Origin of the sequence: Streptomyces lucensis JCM 4490 (assembly GCF_014650035.1) — a bacterium.
Taxonomy (GTDB): domain Bacteria; phylum Actinomycetota; class Actinomycetes; order Streptomycetales; family Streptomycetaceae; genus Streptomyces; species Streptomyces lucensis.
In genome coordinates, this window is sequence record NZ_BMUE01000002.1 from 193034 (window position 1) to 210400 (window position 17367).

Annotated in this window: 15 protein-coding genes and 1 tRNA gene; 6 read left to right on the plus strand and 10 right to left on the minus strand. The window is 72.3% G+C overall.

What is annotated here, in order from left to right; translation table 11 throughout:
* Nucleotides 1–351: 351 nt before the first annotated feature.
* Nucleotides 352–1962: an NsdA family TPR-like regulatory protein gene (locus IE177_RS05065; RefSeq protein WP_190013520.1), complete on the minus strand. Its 1611-nt coding sequence runs from the start codon at nucleotides 1960–1962 to the stop codon at nucleotides 352–354.
* 266 nt (nucleotides 1963–2228) lie between these two features.
* Between IE177_RS05065 and IE177_RS05070 the strand changes: the two genes are divergently transcribed.
* Nucleotides 2229–2642 (plus strand): hypothetical protein, encoded by a 414-nt coding sequence (locus tag IE177_RS05070; RefSeq protein WP_190013521.1) that lies wholly within the window; start codon nucleotides 2229–2231, stop codon nucleotides 2640–2642.
* 34 nt (nucleotides 2643–2676) lie between these two features.
* Complete coding sequence (locus tag IE177_RS05075; protein WP_190013522.1) at nucleotides 2677–3546, plus strand: spermidine synthase; 870 nt, start codon at nucleotides 2677–2679, stop codon at nucleotides 3544–3546.
* Between the two features lie 12 nt (nucleotides 3547–3558).
* On the opposite strand, the gene IE177_RS05080 is transcribed toward IE177_RS05075, so the two are convergent.
* Nucleotides 3559–4074, minus strand: coding sequence for a hypothetical protein (locus tag IE177_RS05080; protein WP_190013523.1), 516 nt, complete (start codon nucleotides 4072–4074; stop codon nucleotides 3559–3561).
* Nucleotides 4075–4172: 98 nt separating this feature from the next.
* Here IE177_RS05080 and IE177_RS05085 point away from each other — a divergent pair, with 98 nt between their 5' ends.
* The 3 genes from IE177_RS05085 (at nucleotide 4173) to IE177_RS05095 (ending at nucleotide 7886) form a co-directional block, all read left to right on the plus strand.
* Entirely contained in the window at nucleotides 4173–4886 is a 714-nt protein-coding gene (locus IE177_RS05085; protein ID WP_190013524.1) for a response regulator transcription factor, read from the plus strand.
* Entirely contained in the window at nucleotides 4883–6298 is a 1416-nt protein-coding gene (locus IE177_RS05090; protein WP_190013525.1) for a sensor histidine kinase, read from the plus strand. Before IE177_RS05085 ends, IE177_RS05090 begins: the two co-directional genes overlap by 4 nt.
* Nucleotides 6299–6431: 133 nt before the next feature.
* Nucleotides 6432–7886, plus strand: a complete 1455-nt coding sequence (locus IE177_RS05095; RefSeq protein WP_190013526.1) for a glycoside hydrolase family 18 protein — start codon at nucleotides 6432–6434, stop codon at nucleotides 7884–7886.
* A 122-nt stretch (nucleotides 7887–8008) separates the two neighbouring features.
* On the opposite strand, the gene IE177_RS05100 is transcribed toward IE177_RS05095, so the two are convergent.
* The 4 genes from IE177_RS05100 to IE177_RS05115 form a co-directional block, all read right to left on the minus strand.
* Nucleotides 8009–9442 (minus strand): GH1 family beta-glucosidase, encoded by a 1434-nt coding sequence (locus tag IE177_RS05100; protein WP_190013527.1) that lies wholly within the window; start codon nucleotides 9440–9442, stop codon nucleotides 8009–8011.
* Between the two features lie 153 nt (nucleotides 9443–9595).
* Nucleotides 9596–10492, minus strand: a complete 897-nt coding sequence (locus tag IE177_RS05105; protein WP_190013528.1) for a carbohydrate ABC transporter permease — start codon at nucleotides 10490–10492, stop codon at nucleotides 9596–9598.
* The gene (locus IE177_RS05110; RefSeq protein ID WP_190013529.1) at nucleotides 10489–11514 is read right to left on the minus strand and encodes a carbohydrate ABC transporter permease; all 1026 of its coding nucleotides are present in this window, start codon (nucleotides 11512–11514) and stop codon (nucleotides 10489–10491) included. Before IE177_RS05110 ends, IE177_RS05105 begins: the two co-directional genes overlap by 4 nt.
* Nucleotides 11511–12839 (minus strand): ABC transporter substrate-binding protein, encoded by a 1329-nt coding sequence (locus IE177_RS05115; protein ID WP_190013530.1) that lies wholly within the window; start codon nucleotides 12837–12839, stop codon nucleotides 11511–11513. The genes IE177_RS05110 and IE177_RS05115 overlap by 4 nt, the downstream gene beginning before the upstream one ends.
* 404 nt (nucleotides 12840–13243) lie before the next feature.
* Between IE177_RS05115 and IE177_RS05120 the strand changes: the two genes are divergently transcribed.
* Nucleotides 13244–14299, plus strand: a complete 1056-nt coding sequence (locus IE177_RS05120; RefSeq protein WP_190013531.1) for a LacI family DNA-binding transcriptional regulator — start codon at nucleotides 13244–13246, stop codon at nucleotides 14297–14299.
* Between the two features lie 283 nt (nucleotides 14300–14582).
* Here IE177_RS05120 and IE177_RS05125 read toward each other — a convergent pair.
* The 4 genes from IE177_RS05125 to IE177_RS05140 all read right to left on the minus strand — a co-directional run bounded on the left by IE177_RS05125 (nucleotide 14583) and on the right by IE177_RS05140 (nucleotide 17350).
* Nucleotides 14583–14655, minus strand: a tRNA-His gene (locus tag IE177_RS05125).
* A 116-nt stretch (nucleotides 14656–14771) separates the two neighbouring features.
* Nucleotides 14772–15374 carry an oligoribonuclease gene (orn, locus tag IE177_RS05130; RefSeq protein WP_190013532.1) on the minus strand — a complete coding sequence of 201 codons (603 nt, stop codon included), beginning with the start codon at nucleotides 15372–15374 and terminating at the stop codon, nucleotides 14772–14774.
* A 113-nt stretch (nucleotides 15375–15487) separates the two neighbouring features.
* Nucleotides 15488–16702 (minus strand): helix-turn-helix domain-containing protein, encoded by a 1215-nt coding sequence (locus IE177_RS05135; RefSeq protein ID WP_190013533.1) that lies wholly within the window; start codon nucleotides 16700–16702, stop codon nucleotides 15488–15490.
* Between the two features lie 378 nt (nucleotides 16703–17080).
* On the minus strand, nucleotides 17081–17350 hold the full coding sequence (locus IE177_RS05140; RefSeq protein WP_190013534.1) for a hypothetical protein: 270 nt from the start codon (nucleotides 17348–17350) through the stop codon (nucleotides 17081–17083).
* Between the last annotated feature and the right edge of the window lie 17 nt (nucleotides 17351–17367).

Here is a 17367-nt window from a genome sequence, read left to right on the forward strand (position 1 = left end):
CAAGTGCCGGCGACCGCGACTCCCCAGGGGCGCGGGGCGCGCCCGGCCACGGACGGCCCGCGGCCGCGGACCGGGCGGTTGGGCCCCGGGGCGGCGGTGCGGCGTCGGTGCCTGCAGCCCCGCAGGGGCGCGGGGAACTGCGCGACCGGCCACGGACGGCCCGCGGTTGTTCCGGCCAGGGTGGCGGCTTGCCCGCGCGTGCGGGGTGCCGCGGCGCCCACCCGTGCCGCCCCAGCGGCACGACTGCCCGCAGCGGCGGGTGGTGACGTGCGGATACCGGCGACCGCGACTCCTCAGGGGCGCGGGGAACTGCGCGAGCGGCCGCGGACGGCCCGCGGCGGCCCGGCGACGTCACCCCCGCGCGTGGCGGTCCAGGAACTCGGACACCCCCGAAGCCCGCCGGTGCGGCATCAGCACCCTGGCCGTGCCCGCCAGCATCGTGTGGATGCGGGACGACTGGACCTGGTCCAGCAGGGACAGCACCCGCAGCCCAGCCTGAGCCGCCTCGTCGGGACGACCCTCGCGGGCCAGGTCGTCGGCCAGCTCCGCGGTGTACAGCGCGATGTTCCGGGTGAAGTGCGGATCCTGCAGGTCCGCCGCACGGCGCGCATGCCGGGACGCGCGCCGCCAGTCGCCCAGCGTGGACCAGCACTGAGCCTCCAGCCCCTCCAGTTCCGCCTCCCCGTAGAAGCTCATCCACTCGGGGTCGGCGTCCGAGTGGCCGCGGCCGAAGAGGGCCTGGGCCCGGGCCAGCGCCCGTGCGCAGCCGGTGCGGTCGGCGAGCCCCGCCCAGCCACCCGCCTCGCGCAGTGCGAGCAAGGACAGCAGACGCGGGGAGCCGAGGGGGCCGGCGGCACGCTGGGCGGCCTGCGCGGCCCGCACCGCCTCCCGGGGGCGGCCGGCGTCACGGGCCAGGAACGCCGTGTTGCAGAAGGCGTGCGCCTCCAGCGCCGCATCCCCGCTCATGCGGGCGGTGGCCAGCGCCTCCGCATAGTGCGAGCGCGCGTCGTCGAAGCGTCCGGAGTCGTGGGCGAGCCAGCCCACGGAGATGGCGAGTTCACCGGCGCCCGCGTGCAGCCGGTCGGTGGTGGTCTGCCGGGTCGCGCCGGCGTCCAGCAGCGCGTAGGCCGCGCGCAGCGGAGCCGACGCGCGCCGGTAGAGGCCGTCCGCGCCGTGCCGGTCGTCGAGCAGCCGGATGCAGCGGACGGCTTCCTCCAGGGCGCTCGCCTCGGAGGCACCGGGTCGTCGCGTGGGCCGGGCCGCCGCGGCGGCCGCCTCCGTGGTGAGCCCCAGTGGGCCCAGCGTGGCGGCGGCAACCGTGGCGCCTCCGCCGGTCATGAATGCGCGACGCAGCACGTCGCTCTCCTCGTGGTTCAGGTGGTCTTCCGCGTGCGGCTCGTACGGCTCGTACGGGTCGCACGGGTGCGGTGGTGCGCCGTACGGGCCGAACGGGTCACACGGGTCGTACGTGCTCAGTGCGTCATGCAGGTCATGCAGGTCATGCAGGTCATGCAGGTCATGCGGGCCGTGCGGGCCGTGCGGGCCGTGCGGGTCTAATGGATCAGACGGGTCGAACGGATCAGACGGGTCGTACGTGTCCCGCTGCGCGGACGGTCCCGGTGTGTCATACGGCTCCGCCACCCCCCTCGTCTCAAGAGCCGCGCGCGCCGCACGTCCGCGGACGGACGAGCGGGGCGCGAAGCCGAGGTCGGTGAGCGTGCGGCCGGGGAACATGTGCAGGAACACCCGCTCGTACGCGTAGTTCGGGCAACGGATCTCGCCCGCCTCGACCCGGCCGACGTAACGCGCGTCACAGCTCACCCGCTCACCGATCTCGCGCGCGGCACGCCGTACGAGCGCCGCGAACTCGGCCGGTGAACGGCTGCCGCGCAGTTGCCGGAAGGCGAGGTTCGGCCGGGGTGGCCGTTCGGGCTGTGACGAGGTCACCGTTGACGACGCCATGGCCGGGTCCTCTCGTGCGAACCGTCGAACCATGCCGGCGCCGGGGCGGAGTCGGGACGAGCCGTCCGTGTGACGCCCTGGTTCCGGCGGTGAGAACGTACCGGCTGTGAAGGTCCCGCCACGCTGTGTTTGGCTACAAACCGGATATCTCAACCACGATCTGCCATGAAGTGCCATCCTTTGCGGCACACTTGTGCCGTGCCTCGTTGACGCGTTCGTGCGTTGGACTCCATGGACCGCAACAGGGCTGTGTGGTGGAGGCCGGCATGGAGACCATCCAGAGCAACGATCCTTCGACGTCGCCGCTGTCGGCGCTCCGGACACCCGGACGCGACACGGGATGCGACCTCGTCACGGTGCCCGCCCGGCAGGGGCTGGAGGCGGTCGACATCCTGCGGCGCGGGGCCGTGGACGCGGTGGGTCCCGTTCTGCACGACGGCGGCTGCGACACCCTCGGTTTCCTGGTCCCGGCCGGCACCGCCGCCGGCTGGGACGTGCCGGGCAGCACCTGCACGGAGACGAACGGCCGCGGACTGCGCCTGAACCCCGTGCCCCCGGTGGAGGGTTCCGACTGGCTGCTGCCCCCCGGCGAAGCCGACCTCGCCACCGACCCGGCCGAGCTGCGCCGGGCCCTGGGAGAAGCGGCCAGGCTCCTGGAGGCCGCCGACAACTGCCGGTGAAGCGCGTGCGCACGGCACCTGCGAGACTGGACCGATGGGCAGGTCCAGGAACACGCGGCGCAGGTCGGCCGCCGTCGAAGCCGTCGTGGAGGCGGTCGACGGCGGGCTCGCCCAGCTCGTCCCCGACCCCGACCGCGACCGGGCCTGGACACTGCTGATCGACGGGGCGCCCCAGTCGCACGTCGACCTGGACGACCCCGCGCACCTGTCCTTCGAGTACCAGCGCCGCCTCGGTCATGTCATCGACCTCGTCGCCCCGGCCGGCAGGCCCGTGCACGCGGTGCACCTCGGCGGCGGCGCGTTCACCCTCGCCCGGTACGTCGCCGCGACCCGGCCCCGCTCCACCCAGCAGGTCGTCGAGCGGGACGCCCAACTGGTCCAACTGGTCCGCCGCGAACTGCCGCTGGACCCGGGCGCGCGTGTGCGCGTGCGGTCGGCGGACGCCCGCGCCGGGCTCGGCAAGGTGCCGGACGGCTGGGCCGACCTGGTCGTCGCCGACGTCTTCAGCGGCGCCCGCACCCCCGCCCACCTCACCTCCGTCGAGTACCTGGACGAGGTCCGCCGCGCCCTGAAGCCGTCCGGCGTCTACGCGGCCAACATCGCCGACGGGCCGCCGCTCGCCCACCTGCGCGGCCAGATCGCCACCGCCGCCGCCCGGTTCGGCGAACTCGCGCTGATCGCCGACCCGGCCGTGCTGCGCGGCAAACGCTTCGGCAACGCCGTCCTCGTCGCCTCCGACCTGTCGCTGCCCCTCGCCGAACTCACCCGCCGCGCGGCCTCCGACCCGCACCCCGGACGGGTCGAACACGGCAGGCAGCTCATCGACTTCACCGGTGGCGCCGGCCCCGTGACGGACGAGGCGGCGGTGGCCTCCCCGGCCCCGCCGCCCTCCGTGTTCCGCTGAGCACCCGCCCGGTCAGTAGGTGCCGACCTCCACGCGCGGCGGGCCGTCGTGCCAGGTGCAGAACACCGACACCCGGTCCGCGCCCCGGCTGAACTCCACCCGGATCCAGCTCTGCGTCTTCCACACCTGCATCGACCAGCCGGTCCCAGGCGTCGCCGAGACGAGCTTCGCGTCGGCCGTGCCCAGGTCGAAGACCGCCCGCCCGCCGTCGGTGTCGTAGGCCTCGACCCGGCCCGAGGCGGTGGCGGAAGCGGAAGCGGCGGGGGAGGGGCCGGCGGAGCGGGCCGGGGTGCGGGACGGCGGGGCCGACGGCCCGGCCGACGGGCTCTTCGACGGCGACGGACGCACGGTCCGGGAATCCAGCGGCTTCGGGCGCTGCGTGCTCGTGTCCGCCGCCGTGACCGGCAGGGCGCGCGGCGGGTCGTACACCGTGCCGGCCATCACCGTGTGCACACCCCACCACGAGAGCGTGACCGCCGCGCCCGTGGCGAGCAGCCAGGCCAGTACGTGTACGAGTCCTCTGCGCATCGCGGCCATACTGCCTCAGGGGGACCGCCGTACGCACTTGCCCGGGGTTATCCACAGGCACCGCACCGGTGTTGGCCGCATGGCGTACGGTGCGGCGCATGGCAAGTGTGCTCGTGGTCGAGGACGACCAGTTCGTCCGCTCGGCGCTCATCCGGCATCTGACCGACGCCTCGCACACCGTGCGCAGCGTCGGCACGGCGCTGGAGGCGCTGCGCGAGGTCGCCCATTTCCGATTCGACGTGGTCATCCTGGACCTCGGACTGCCCGACCTGGACGGCTCCGAGGCCCTGAAGATGCTGCGCGGCATCACCGACGTGCCCGTCATCATCGCCACCGCCCGGGACGACGAGGCGGAGGTCGTCCGGCTGCTGAACGCCGGCGCGGACGACTACCTCACCAAGCCCTTCTCCGTCGAGCACCTCTCCGCCCGCATCGCGGCCGTGCTGCGCCGCGCCCGCACCGGCGGAGGCGAGGCCGCGCCCTCGTCCGTGCTCCGCGTCGGCGGGCTGACCGTCGACCCGCTGCGCCGCCAGGCCGAGCTGGACGGCGCCCGGCTGGACCTCACCCGCCGCGAGTTCGACCTGCTGGCCTTCCTCGCCGGGCGCCCAGGCGTCGTCGTCCCGCGCAGGGAACTGCTCGCCGAGGTCTGGCAGCAGTCCTACGGCGACGACCAGACCATCGACGTCCATCTGTCCTGGCTGCGCCGGAAACTGGGGGAGACCGCCGCGCGGCCGCGCTATCTGCACACCCTGCGCGGTGTGGGCGTGAAGCTGGAGCCGCCGGTGGCGGCGGAGGGGGAGCCACCGCGATGAGATGGGCTCTGGTCAAGGTCTGCCTGGCGGTCACCACGATGGTCGTGGTCGCCTTCGCCGTACCGCTGGGACTGGTCGTCAAGGAGATGGCCCGCGACCGGGCGTTCGCGGGCGCCGAGCGGGAGGCCGCCGCCGTCGCGCCCGCCCTGTCCATCACCACCGACCGGGACAAGCTGGAGCGGGTGGTCGCCTCCGCGGGCGCCGGCTCGGGCCTGGCCGTCCACCTGCCCGCCGACGGCGGCCGGACCGCGCTCGACCTCGGGCACCGGCGCGCCGCCGACCGCGACATCGAGGCCGTACGGAGACTGGGCCGCGCCTCGACGGCCACCGTCCCCGGCGGCTCCGCCCTGCTGCAGCCGGTGGCGCTCGGCTCGACGGCGATCGCGGTCGTCGAGGTCTACGTCCCCGAATCCGCGATGACCAACGGCGTGGGCACGGCCTGGGCGGTGCTCGCCGCCGTCGGCCTCGCCCTGATCGTCGGCTCGGTCGCCGTCGCCGACCGGCTCGGCGTGCGCATGGTGCGGCCCGCGCAGCGGCTGGCCGAGGGCGCGCACGAACTGGGCGAGGGCCGGCTGGGCGCAAGGGTGCGCGAGGAGGGCCCCACCGAACTGCGGCTCGCGGCGGTCGCGTTCAACTCCATGGCCGACCAGGTGGTGCAGCTCCTCGCCAACGAACGGGAACTGGCGGCCGACCTCTCCCACCGGCTGCGCACCCCGCTCACCGTGCTCCGCCTCAACGCGGCCTCCCTCGGCTCCGGACCGGCCGCCGAGCAGACCCGGGCCGCCGTCGCCCAGCTGGAACGCGAGGTCGACACCATCATCCGCACGGCCCGGGACGCCAGACCGCAGACCGCGGCGGCCGGCCCCGGCACCGGGTGCGACGCGGCCGAAGTCGTCCGTGAGCGGATGGAGTTCTGGTCCGCCCTCGCCGAGGACGAAGGCCGCAAGTGGCGGGTGGCCGGCGCCGACCGCCCGGTACGCGTACCCGTGGCCCGCGCCGACCTCGCCGCCGGGCTCGACGCCCTGCTCGGCAACGTCTTCCGGCACACCGCCGAGGGCACCGCCTTCGCGGTCGACGTCCACAACGGCGAGGACGCGGTGATCGTGCTGGTCTCCGACGCGGGCCCCGGCATACCCGACCCCGAGGCGGCGATGGCACGCGGCCGCGGCTCCGGCAGCGCCGGCTCCACCGGGCTGGGGCTGGACATCGTGCGCCGGCTCGCCGAGTCCACCGGAGGCGACGTCCGCATCGGCTCCTCCGTCCTGGGCGGCACCGAGGTGCGGATCTGGTTCCAGCTGGACGGCCGGGGGCCGGTGGGACCGGGGCGCCGGGGAGCCGTGCGGAGACGGCGGACGGGCAGAAGAGCGGGAAAATTGGTCTCGACCTTTAACCGTTCCCGATCGCTTCCTTAAGCGAACCCTAAGGTCTTCGGCGACCGTCCCCGACAGGCAGTTTGTCCGATTCCGGATCGCTAGCGTGCTGCCGCATCGCACAGGGCCGGCAAATCCCTGTGACTCCCCGTGAACAGCGAAGGCAGGCACGCGCATGAGCACGCACCGGCGCAGGATCAGTGGCAGGAACAAGGCGATAGGCGGCCTGGTGGCCGCGGCCGTGGCCGGTGGCGGCGCGGTCCTGCTCACCGGCACCGCCAACGCGGCCGGCGTGAACGCGGCGTACACGCGGACCAGCGACTGGTCGACCGGCTACAGCGCCCAGTACGTCGTCACCAACAACAGCGGCCAGACCGAGAAGACCTGGACGCTGGAGTTCGACCTCCCGACGGGCGCCACGCTCTCCTCCCTGTGGAACGGCGAGTCGAGCGTCAGCGGCCGCCACGTCACCGTGAAGCCCGCGAAGTGGGACACGGACGGCCTGGCCGTCGGCAAGTCCGTCACCGTCGGCTTCGTGGTCAACGGCAAGGGTGAGCCGACGGGCTGCCGCATCGACAACGCCCGGTGTTCCGCCGACGACGGCGCCACCCCCGAGCCGAGCGGCCGCCCGACCCAGCCCCAGTCCCCGGCCCCCACCGCGACGCCGAGCCAGAGCGCCACCCCCACCGGGAGCGCGAGCCCGACCCCCTCGCAGAGCACCGGTACCGGCAGCACCGCCTCCGCCGGCTTCGCGCCCTACGTCGACACCTCCCTCTACCCGGCGTTCGACCTCGTGGCCGCCGCCGACGCGACCGGCGTGAAGAACTACAACCTCGCCTTCGTCACCGACGGCGGCGGCTGCACCCCCAAGTGGGGCGGCGTCACCGACCTGACCGCCGACGGCGTGGCCGCCCAGATCGGTTCCCTGCGGGCCAAGGGCGGTGACGTCCGGGTCTCCTTCGGCGGCGCGTCCGGCTCCGAACTGGCCACCACCTGCTCCTCGGCGGACGCCCTGGCCGCCGCCTACGGCAAGGCCGTCGACGCCTTCAAGCTGACCAAGGTCGACTTCGACGTCGAGGGCGGCGCGCTGCCCAACACCGCGGCCAACACCCGCCGCGCCCAGGCCATCGCCAAGCTGCAGGCCAAGCACCCGAACCTGGACGTCTCCTTCACCCTGCCGGTGATGCCCGAGGGCCTGACCCAGGACGGCGTGAACCTGCTGGCCGACGCCAAGTCCAACGGCGTCCGGATCAACACCGTCAACATCATGGCGATGGACTACGGACCGGCGTACAGCGGTGACATGGGCACCTACGCCGAGCAGGCCGCGACCGCAACGCAGGCCCAGGTCAAGAGCGTGCTGGGGCTGTCCGACTCCGCCGCCTGGAAGACGGTCGCCGTCACTCCGATGATCGGCGTCAACGACGTCTCCTCCGAGGTCTTCAAGGTCGACGACGCCACCCAGCTGGTGAACTTCGCCAAGTCCAAGGGCCTCGGCTGGCTCTCCATGTGGTCCGCTACCCGCGACAAGAGCTGCGCCGGCGGCACCAAGCCCACCGCCGACGCCACGTGCAGCTCCATCGCCCAGGACAGGTTCGCCTTCTCCAAGGCGTTCGGCACCTTCGAGTGACCACCGTCTTCGGCTGACCACCGTCTTCGGCTGACCACCGTCTTCGGCTGACGGCCGTCTTCGGCTGACAGCGGCACGCGAGAGCGCGGCCCGCCCCCCACGGCAGGCCGCGCTCCGGTCCGTCAGGCGGCCGGCTGCTCCACCGCCGGCAGCGTGCCCGTGCGCGCCACCTCGCCGTACCACCGCGCACTGGACTTGGGGGTGCGCTCCAGCGTCGCGTAGTCGACGTACACCGCGCCGAACCGCTTGCCGTAGCCGTACGCCCACTCGAAGTTGTCCATCAGCGACCACAGGTAGTAGCCGCGGACGTCGGCGCCGTCGGTGAGGGCGCGGCGCACGGCCGCCAGGTGGCCGTGCAGGTAGGCGATGCGCTCCGGGTCGTGCACCCGGCCGTCGGGGTCGGGCTTGTCGTCGTAGGCCGCACCGTTCTCGGTGATGTACAGCGGCAGGCCGGGCGCCTCGCGCGAGTAGCGCATGATCAGGTCGTACAGGCCGGTCGGGTCGATCGTCCAGCCCATCTCCGTGCGCTCGCCCGGCGTCTGGTGGAACAGCACGTCGTCGGCGGCCGGCCAGGGGGAGTGGTCGCTGGCGCCGTGGCCGTCCGCCCGGGGGCCCTTGATCCGGCCGGGGGCCGCCGAGACCAGCGCCGGGGTGTAGTAGTTCAGGCCCAGCGCGTCCAGCGGCGCGTTGATCGTGCGGACGTCCCCGTCGAGGACGTACGACCAGTCGGTGACCGAGGCGGTCGAGGCGAGCAGCGTCTCCGGATAGGCGCCGTGCAGCATCGGGCCGTGGAAGACGCCGTTGGCCAGGTCGTCGATCCGGCGGGCCGCCGCCAGGTCGGCGGGGTCCTGGGTGAGGGACCGCACGACCGAGGAGTTGAGGCTGACGGCGATCTGGTTGCGGGCCGGCATCACCGAGCGCAGCGCGGTCGTGCCCAGGCCGTGCGCCAGGTTGAGGTGGTGGGCCGCGCGCAGGGAGGCCGCCGGGTCGGTGCGGCCGGGGGCGTGCACCCCGGAGCCGTACCCCAGGAAGGCGCTGCACCACGGCTCGTTGAGGGTGATCCAGTGCTCCACCCGGTCGCCCAGCGCCTCGCCGACGAGCGCCGCGTACTCGGCGAAGCGGAGCGCGGTGTCCCGCTCCGGCCAGCCGCCCGCGTCCTCCAGCTCCTGCGGCAGGTCCCAGTGGTACAGGGTGACGGCCGGCTTGATGCCGCGTCCCAGCAGCTCGTCCACCAGGCGGCGGTAGAAGTCCAGGCCCCGCTGGACCGCGGGGCCCCGGCCCGTGGGCTGCACCCGGGACCAGGAGACGGAGAAGCGGTAGGCGTTCAGGCCCAGCTCCGCCATCAGCGCCACGTCGTCGCGGTAGCGGTGGTAGTGGTCGACCGCGACGTCACCGTTCTCGCCGCCCGCCGTCTTTCCCGGCGTATGGCTGAAGGTGTCCCAGATCGAGGGGGTGCGGCCGTCCTCCCGCACCGCCCCCTCGATCTGGTACGCGGAGGTCGCGGCGCCCCAGAGGAAGGAGGGCGGAAAGGTCACGGGGGAAACGGAGTCAGGCATGGAAGCGCTCCCATAAAGGGTCGTAGGAGACCGTTGGACAGGCGGTCGGGTCGAGCCGCGTGAGGCGGACCGGGGCCGGGACGGCGATGGCCCGGCCCCTGGAGGGCGGGGGCGCCGGCCCGGATCGCGGGCCCGCCCCCGGGGCGAGGGGCGTCAGCCCTTGATGGCGCCCTGCATGATCCCGCCGACGATCTGCTTGCCGAACAGCAGGAAGGCGACCAGCAGCGGCAGCGTGCCGAGCAGCGCGCCCGCCATGATCACCGCTTGGTCCGGGACGTAGCCGGTACCGAGCGAGTTCAGGGCCACCTGCACGGTCGGGTTCTGCTGGTTCAGGGCGATGATCGGCCACAGGAAGTCGTTCCAGGCGAACACGAACGTCAGCAGACCGAGCACCGCCATCGCCGGCCGCGCGGCCGGGAAGACGACGTGCCACACGATCCGCAGGCTGCTCGCGCCGTCCACCCGGGCCGCCTCGATCAGCTCCGTGGGCAGCGCCTGCACCAGGTACTGCCGCATGAAGAACGTGCCGAAGGCGGTCACCAGGCTCGGCAGGATCACCGTCTGCAGCTGGTTGGACCAGCCCAGGTCCGACATCCACAGGTACAGCGGCACGACGGCCAGCTGCGGCGGGATCATCATCGTGCCGATGGTCAGCAGCAGCAGCAGGTTGGAGAACCGGAACCGCAGCTTGGCGAAGGCGAAACCGGCCAGCGTCGAGAACAGCACCGTGCTGACGGTGATCGTGCCCGCCACGACCACCGAGTTGACCATCGCGGTGCCGAGGCCGGCCTCGTCCCAGGCCGACTCCAGGTTCTTGAACAGGTTGCCGCCGAACCACAGCGGCGGCGGGCTCTGGGCGAGGCGGCCGTCGGTGCGCGAGGCCGCGATCGCCGTCCACACCAGCGGGGCCAGCGAGACGAGGGCGAAGACGGTCAGCACGACGTAGGTCACCGGGCCCGCGTGCATCTGCCGGCCGGCGCCCGTCCGGCCGCGCCGCCGCCGCTCCTCCTTGCGCACCCCCGGGGGTGCCGTCAGTTCAGTGGTGGTCATTGGGACTTCCTCAACCGTCGGGTGAGCAGCAGATTGACCGCGGCGACGAGCAGCAGTACCAGGAACATCGACCAGGCGATCGCGGACGCCTTGCCGAGGTTGCCGATGATCCAGCCCTGGTCGTACATGTAGAGACCGAGCGTCTGGTACTGGTGCTCGGAGCCGCCCTTGGACCCGCTGACCCCGCCGAACAACAGGGGCTCACCGAAGAGCTGGGTCGCGCCGATGGTGGAGACGACGATCGTGAACAGGATCGTCGGCCGCAACTGGGGGATCGTCACGTGCCGGAACTGCTGCCAGCGGTTGGCGCCGTCGAGCGCCGCCGACTCGTACAGGTCGGCCGGGATCGCCTGCATCGCGGCCAGGTAGATCAGCGCGTTGTAGCCGGTCCACCGCCAGATGACGATGGTCGAGACGGCGAACTGGGAACCCCAGTCCGACTCACGCCAGTTGACCGGGTCGACCCCGAAGAAGTGCAGGAACCAGTTGACCATGCCGCCGTCCCACGAGTACAGCAGCGTGAACACCAGGGTCGCGGCCGCCACCGAGGTGGCGTACGGGGTCAGCATCACCACACGCCACATGGTGGAACCGCGCAGCTTGTAGTTCAGCAGGTGCGCGAGCCCCAGCGCGGCCAGCAGCTGCGGCACGGTCGAGATGAGGCCGATGGTGAACGTGTTCTCCAGGGCGTTCCAGAAGAAGTCCGACGACAACAGGTTCTTGTAGTTGTCCAGGCCCGCCCAGGTCTGGTGGTCGAGGGAGGACAGCTGCACGTCGTGCAGCGAGTACCAGGCCGTGTAGAGCAGCGGTATCAGGGAGAAGGCCCCGAAGAGGACGAAGAAGGGGGTGACGAAGGCGTACGGCGACGCCTTCATGTCCCAGCGGTACAGCCGGCTGCGCCAGGAGTCGGGGCCCGCCGGATTACCGCGACCGTGAGCGCCCCGGGCCGCGCCCGGCGGGGTGCCGGGCGCGGCCTCGGCGCTCGACGCGGGATGCGCGAGAGCCTGCTTGGAGCTGCTCACTGGCCGAGCACGTCCTTGATCTCGTTCTTGGCGGCGTCCCAGCCCTGCTCGGGGGACTTGCCCTTCTGCTCGACCTGGAGGATGCCGACGTCGGTGAGCGCGGTGTTGATCGGCTGGTCCTTGATGCCGAAGTACTGCGTCGGGATGGTCCTCGCGGAGTCGGAGAAGATCTGCGTGATCGGCGCGTCCGAGAAGTACGCCGTGGTGTCGGCGGCCGGCTTCAGGCCCGCGTAGGCCGACGGGGTGGAGGGGAAGCTGGCCTGCTTGGCGAAGACCTTGGCCTGCTGCTCCGGAGCGGTCAGCCACTTCGCCAGCGCGATGGCCTCCTTCTGGTGCTTGCCCGCCGTCGGCACACCGATGAACGAGCCGCCCCAGTTGGCCGCGGTGGGCGCCGCCGCCACGTCCCAGTTGCCCTTGCCGGCGTCACCGGACTTCTGCTCGATGTAGCCGATCATCCATGCCGGGCAGGCCACGGACGCGAAGGAGCCCTTGGCGAAGCCCTGGTCCCAAGGCTTGTCGAACTGCTTGAGCTTCGCCGACATGTCGGTGGTGGCGACCGTCATGGCGGCGTCCCAGGCCGTCTTCACGCCGTCGGACTTGTCCCAGACGACGTTGCCGTCCTCGTCGTAGTACCGGGTGTCGGCGCCGCCGAGGGCCGCGTTGTAGACGGACGACGCGGAGTCCACGAACTTGGTGCCGCCGGGCGCCTTCTTCATGTACTTCTTGCCGAGGTCGACGTACTTGGCCCAGTCGCCCTTCCAGGAGGCGGCGAGCTTGGCGCGGTCCGTCTCCAGGCCGGCCTTCTTGAACAGGTCCTTGCGGTAGCAGATCGCCATGGGGCCGACGTCGGTGCCGAGCCCGATGGTCTTGCCGTCCTTGGTGGTGGCCTGCGCGAGCTTCCAGTCCAGCCACTGCGACTTGTCGACCTCCTTGCCGAGGTCGACGAACTTGTCGGCCTGGGTCTGGACGGCCTCGGTGATGTTGCCGACCTCGATGGCCTGGATGTCGTCGGTGCCGGAGCCGGCCTGGAGGCGGGTGAGCACCTTCGGCCAGTAGACGTCGGTACGGGTGGTGACGTTCTCCTTGATGTTGATGTCGGGGTGGAGCTTCATGTACTCGTCGTAGAGGCCGGCCTGCTTGTAGCCGAAGACGCCGAAGGTGCCGATGGTCAGAGTGAGGCTGCCCTTGCCGCCGCCGCTGCCGCCGTCCGCGTCGGACGAGCCGTCGTCCGAGTCCTTGGAGCAGCCGGCCAGCAGCCCTGTGGTCAGCGCGGCGATGGCCACGACGGCCCCCAGTCTGCGGGACCCGCGGATGCTCGTGCGCATTACGTCCTCCTGTTGCCTGACGTGCCGACCCCCCGGCCAACTGCATGGAATTGGGCCCGTTCGTACTCGCTGCGGCTCGGGCGGGGAACGTGCGGGATGTGTATGTGCCAGGTACTGTGGGAGCGCTCCCACAAGTGATGTGTTGAAGGGTCGCCGGTTCGGCGCGGGGTGTCAAGGGAGCGGACAAGGGCAAGAGCGTTCAGTTATCGGGACGTTAAGTGGACCATGGCCGTCCGGTTCGGGGAGGTCAAGGGGGGTGGACGGGCCCGGCCGGCACACGGGGGACGGGGCCCTGACGGCGGCCCGCGCGGGGTCGGGGTGGCGGCCCCCGGACCGGTCACCGTGTCGGACCGGGCTGTTACATTCCAGGCCAGCACCAGAATCGGTCGAGAGAGGCGGAGCCCATGGCAAGCCATGGAGGGCGGGGCCGGAGCGGGGGGCGGCCCACGCTCGAGGAGGTCGCCGCCCGGGCCGGGGTGGGGCGGGGCACGGTGTCGCGAGTGATCAACGGCTCGCCCCGGGTCAGCGACGCCACCCGCGCCGCGGTCGAGGCCGCGGTGGCCGAACTCGGCTACGTGCCCAACACCGCGGCCCGCGCCCTCGCGGCCAACCGCACCGACGCCATCGCGCTCGTCGTTCCGGAGCCGGAGACCCGGTTCTTCGCCGAGCCGTACTTCTCGGACATGCTGCGCGGCGTCGGCGCCGGACTCGCCGAGACGGAGATGCAGCTGCTGCTGATCTTCGCGGGCAGCGACCGCGAGCGGCAGCGCCTCGCGCAGTACCTGGCCGCCCACCGGGTGGACGGCGTCCTGCTGGTCTCCGTCCACGCCGACGACCCGCTGCCCGACCTGCTCGCCCAACTGGAGATCCCGGCGGTGATCAGCGGCCCGCGCTCGGCCGGCGAGACCCTCACCTCGGTGGACTCGGACAACTACGGCGGCGGCCGCTCCGCGGTGGAGCACCTGCTGTCCCGGGGCCGGCGCCGGATCGCGCACATCACCGGCCGCCTGGACGTCTACGGCGCCCAGCGCCGGGTCGACGGCTACCGCGACGCCCTGCGCGACGCCGGTCACGAGCCGGACGAACTCCTCATCGAACAGGGGGACTTCACGGAGGAGGGCGGCCGCCGCGCGATGACGACGCTGCTGGGCCGCCACGCCGACCTGGACGCGGTCTTCGCCGGTTCGGACGTGATGGCGGCCGGCGCCCGCCAGGTGCTGCGCGAGCAGGGCCGCCGCATCCCGGAGGACGTGGCCCTGGTCGGTTACGACGACTCGGCCATCGCCCGCCACATGGACCCGCCGCTCACCAGCGTCCGCCAGCCGATCGAGGAGATGGGCCGCGCGATGATCGACCTGCTCCTGGCGGAGGTCGCCGACCGCCGTCCCGCGGCATCCCGCGGCCTGGAGCGACGGCAGGCGGTCCTGCCGACCGAGCTGGTGACGCGCGCGTCGTCGTAACGAGGGCGCCGGGGCCGCGACACGGTCAGGCGGGGAGGCCGGAATCGGCGGGACCGGGTGGCGAGGTCGAGATGCGGGACCGGGCGCCGGGCGGCACGCGGCGCCCGGCGCCTGCTCCGCCCGGCCGGGAGGAGAGGACCCGAAGGGAGAGGAAGAGCCCAGTGGAAGTGGAAGAGCCGGAAGACGAGGACCGGCGCAAGAGGGCCCGGCAGGCGAGCAGTTCGCCGTGAACGCGATCAGCCGGTGACCCGTCTTGCGACGGAGTCACCGGCTGATCACTCAGGGTGAGTGACGGGACTCGAACCCGCGGCATCCTGGACCACAACCAGGTGCTCTACCAGCTGAGCTACACCCACCATGACCGGTAGTCCGAGGAGTGCTCTCCCCGACCGGCCGAGAAGAAGTCTACAGGGTCCCAAGGGGTGCTCGCGCACAGGTTTTCCCGCGTGCCCGCGAGCGCGCCCCGCGCGCTCTACTGCGCGGGCAGGACGTGCCGCGCGGCGATCGCCCTGGCGGTGTCGGAGTCCGGCCCGGGCTGCGGGACGAAGATCGCCTCGCGGTAGTAGCGCAGCTCGGCGATCGACTCGCGGATGTCGGCGAGGGCCCGGTGGTTGCCGTTCTTCTCCGGGCTGTTGAAGTACGCCCGGGGGTACCAGCGGCGGGCCAGCTCCTTGACCGAGGAGACGTCGACGATCCGGTAGTGCAGGTAGTCCTCCAGGGTCGGCATGTCCCGCAGCAGGAAGCCGCGGTCGGTGCCGACGGAGTTGCCGCACAGCGGCGCCTTGCCGGGTTCCTTGACGTGCTCACGCACGTAGGTGAGGACCTGCTCCTCGGCGTCGGCCAGCGTGGTGCCGCCGGCCAGCTCCTCCAGCAGCCCGGACGCGGTGTGCATCGCGCGCACCACCTCCGGCATCGTCTCCAGCGCCCGCGCCGGCGGACGGATGACGATGTCCACCCCCTCGCCGAGCACGTTCAGCTCGGAGTCGGTGACGAGGGCGGCCACCTCGATGAGAGCGTCGTCGGACAGCGAGAGGCCGGTCATCTCGCAGTCGATCCACACCATGCGATCGTTCATGTGTCTCACCTTACGGCGAGCCGCGCTGAGCTGGACCGACCCTGCGGCGACCTGTCGGTGCCCGGACACGGCAAAGGGGGCGGAGCCGGACTCCGCCCCCTCGGGCTCCTCGCTCAGCCGCCGCTGCGCGGTCCCGGCAGCAGGCTCACCGCGCCGGCCGCCGTGCGGCGGCTCTGCATCGGCACCCCGCTGTCCGGATGCAGCACCGGCGGCAGGTGGCCCACCGGTCCCGGGCCGTGCAGACCCATGGGCGGGCCCTGCTGGCCGGGCATGGACATCGACGTCTCCGGGTCACTCTGCCTGTCGCTCTGCGGCCGGCGGGCCCGGTAGGCGGCCCGGTAGGCGGCAGGGGACGAGCCGAGCTGGCGGCGGAAGTGCCCGCGCAGCGCCACGGGTGAACGGAAACCGCACCGTCCCGCCACCTCGTCCACGGAGTAGTCCGACGTCTCCAGCAGCCGCTGCGCCTGCAGTACCCGCTGTGTGATGAGCCACTGCAGCGGAGCGCTGCCGGTCAGCGAGCGGAACCGGCGGTCGAACGTGCGGCGGCTCATGTAGGCGCGTGCCGCCAGGGTCTCCACGTCGAACTGCTCGTGGAGGTGTTCCAGCGCCCAGGCGACGACCTCGGCGAGCGGGTCGGCGCCGATCTCCTCGGGTAAAGACCTGTCGAGGTAGCGCTCCTGACCGCCGCTGCGGCGCGGCGGGACCACGAGGCGCCGGGCGAGCGCGCCGGCCGCCTCGCTGCCGTGGTCCGTCCGCACGATGTGCAGGCACAGGTCGATGCCCGCGGCCGTACCGGCGCTCGTCAGCACGTCGCCGTCGTCGACGAACAGCTCCCGCGGGTCGACGTGCACCGACGGATAGCGCTTGGCCAGCGTCGGCGCGTACATCCAGTGGGTGGTCGCCGGGCGTCCGTCCAGCAGTCCGGCCGCCGCGAGCACGAACGCGCCCGTGCACAGCCCGACGATGCGGGCACCCTCCTCATGCGCCCGGCGCAGTGCGTCGAGCGCTTCCTCCGGTGGCGGTGAGGTGATCGAGCGCCAGGCCGGCACGACGACCGTCCCTGCGCGTGAGATCGCCTCCAGCCCATGTGGCGCGGTGAGTTCCAGGCCCCCCGTGGTCCGCAGCGGGCCCTCCTCGCCGCCGCACACCAGCAGTCGGTAGCGCGGCACGCCGGCGTCCTGGCGGTCGATCCCGAACACCGACAGCGGTATGGAACTCTCGAAGATGGGGCCGCCGCTGAACAGCAGCACCGCGACGATCTCCTTGCGGCGTCGCCCGGACAGTTTCCGGGCCACGGCTTCCGGCGCGGCGGTGGAGTCGTGGCTCATCCTGCTAAGCCCCCCTCGGTGGTCGCGGCTCCTCGGTTGTGTCGCTCCTGCACGTTTCCCCTCGGTCCTGCACGAGTCCCCCGCCATAAAGACAGTCAAGATCGAATCTACTGGCTACCGCGGTCTTACGGTGACCAGTTCCACAGCGGCACATTGTCGACATGACAACTTGGCGTGAAGCATTCGATCACGAAGCGTTGCACTCGCGGGCCGTGCAGGGAAGTGCGCCTTGTCCCGGTGGCCAAACCGCGTAGGGTGCGCGACGGCTCACAGACCCTTTCCGTGCAGGTGGAACGGGGGTTCGGGGGTGGTCGGGGGCCCTCCTGGCCGGTACCCGGAAGTTGGCTGAAAAGATGCGTTCGAGGGTATGGAAACCGGTCAGTCGACCGGTGTCTGCCCCCGGGTGTGACGTCCGCCTCTTTGCTTGGCGCAACGCGCGGCGCACCGCTCCGAGCGGCGCAGCAGCACCCGGCACACCGCCGTGACGGCCGCCAGGCCCAGCGCGGCCCCCGTCGCGCCGGCCAGCGAGGTGCCGTACCAGACCAGGACCACGGGGACGAGGACGCAGCTGAAGGCCGCCCAGCGGATCACATCGCTCACCGTGTCCGGCGCGGCGCGCGGGTCGGAGGTCGGTCGGGGTCCGGACATCTCGTACTCCCTGTGGC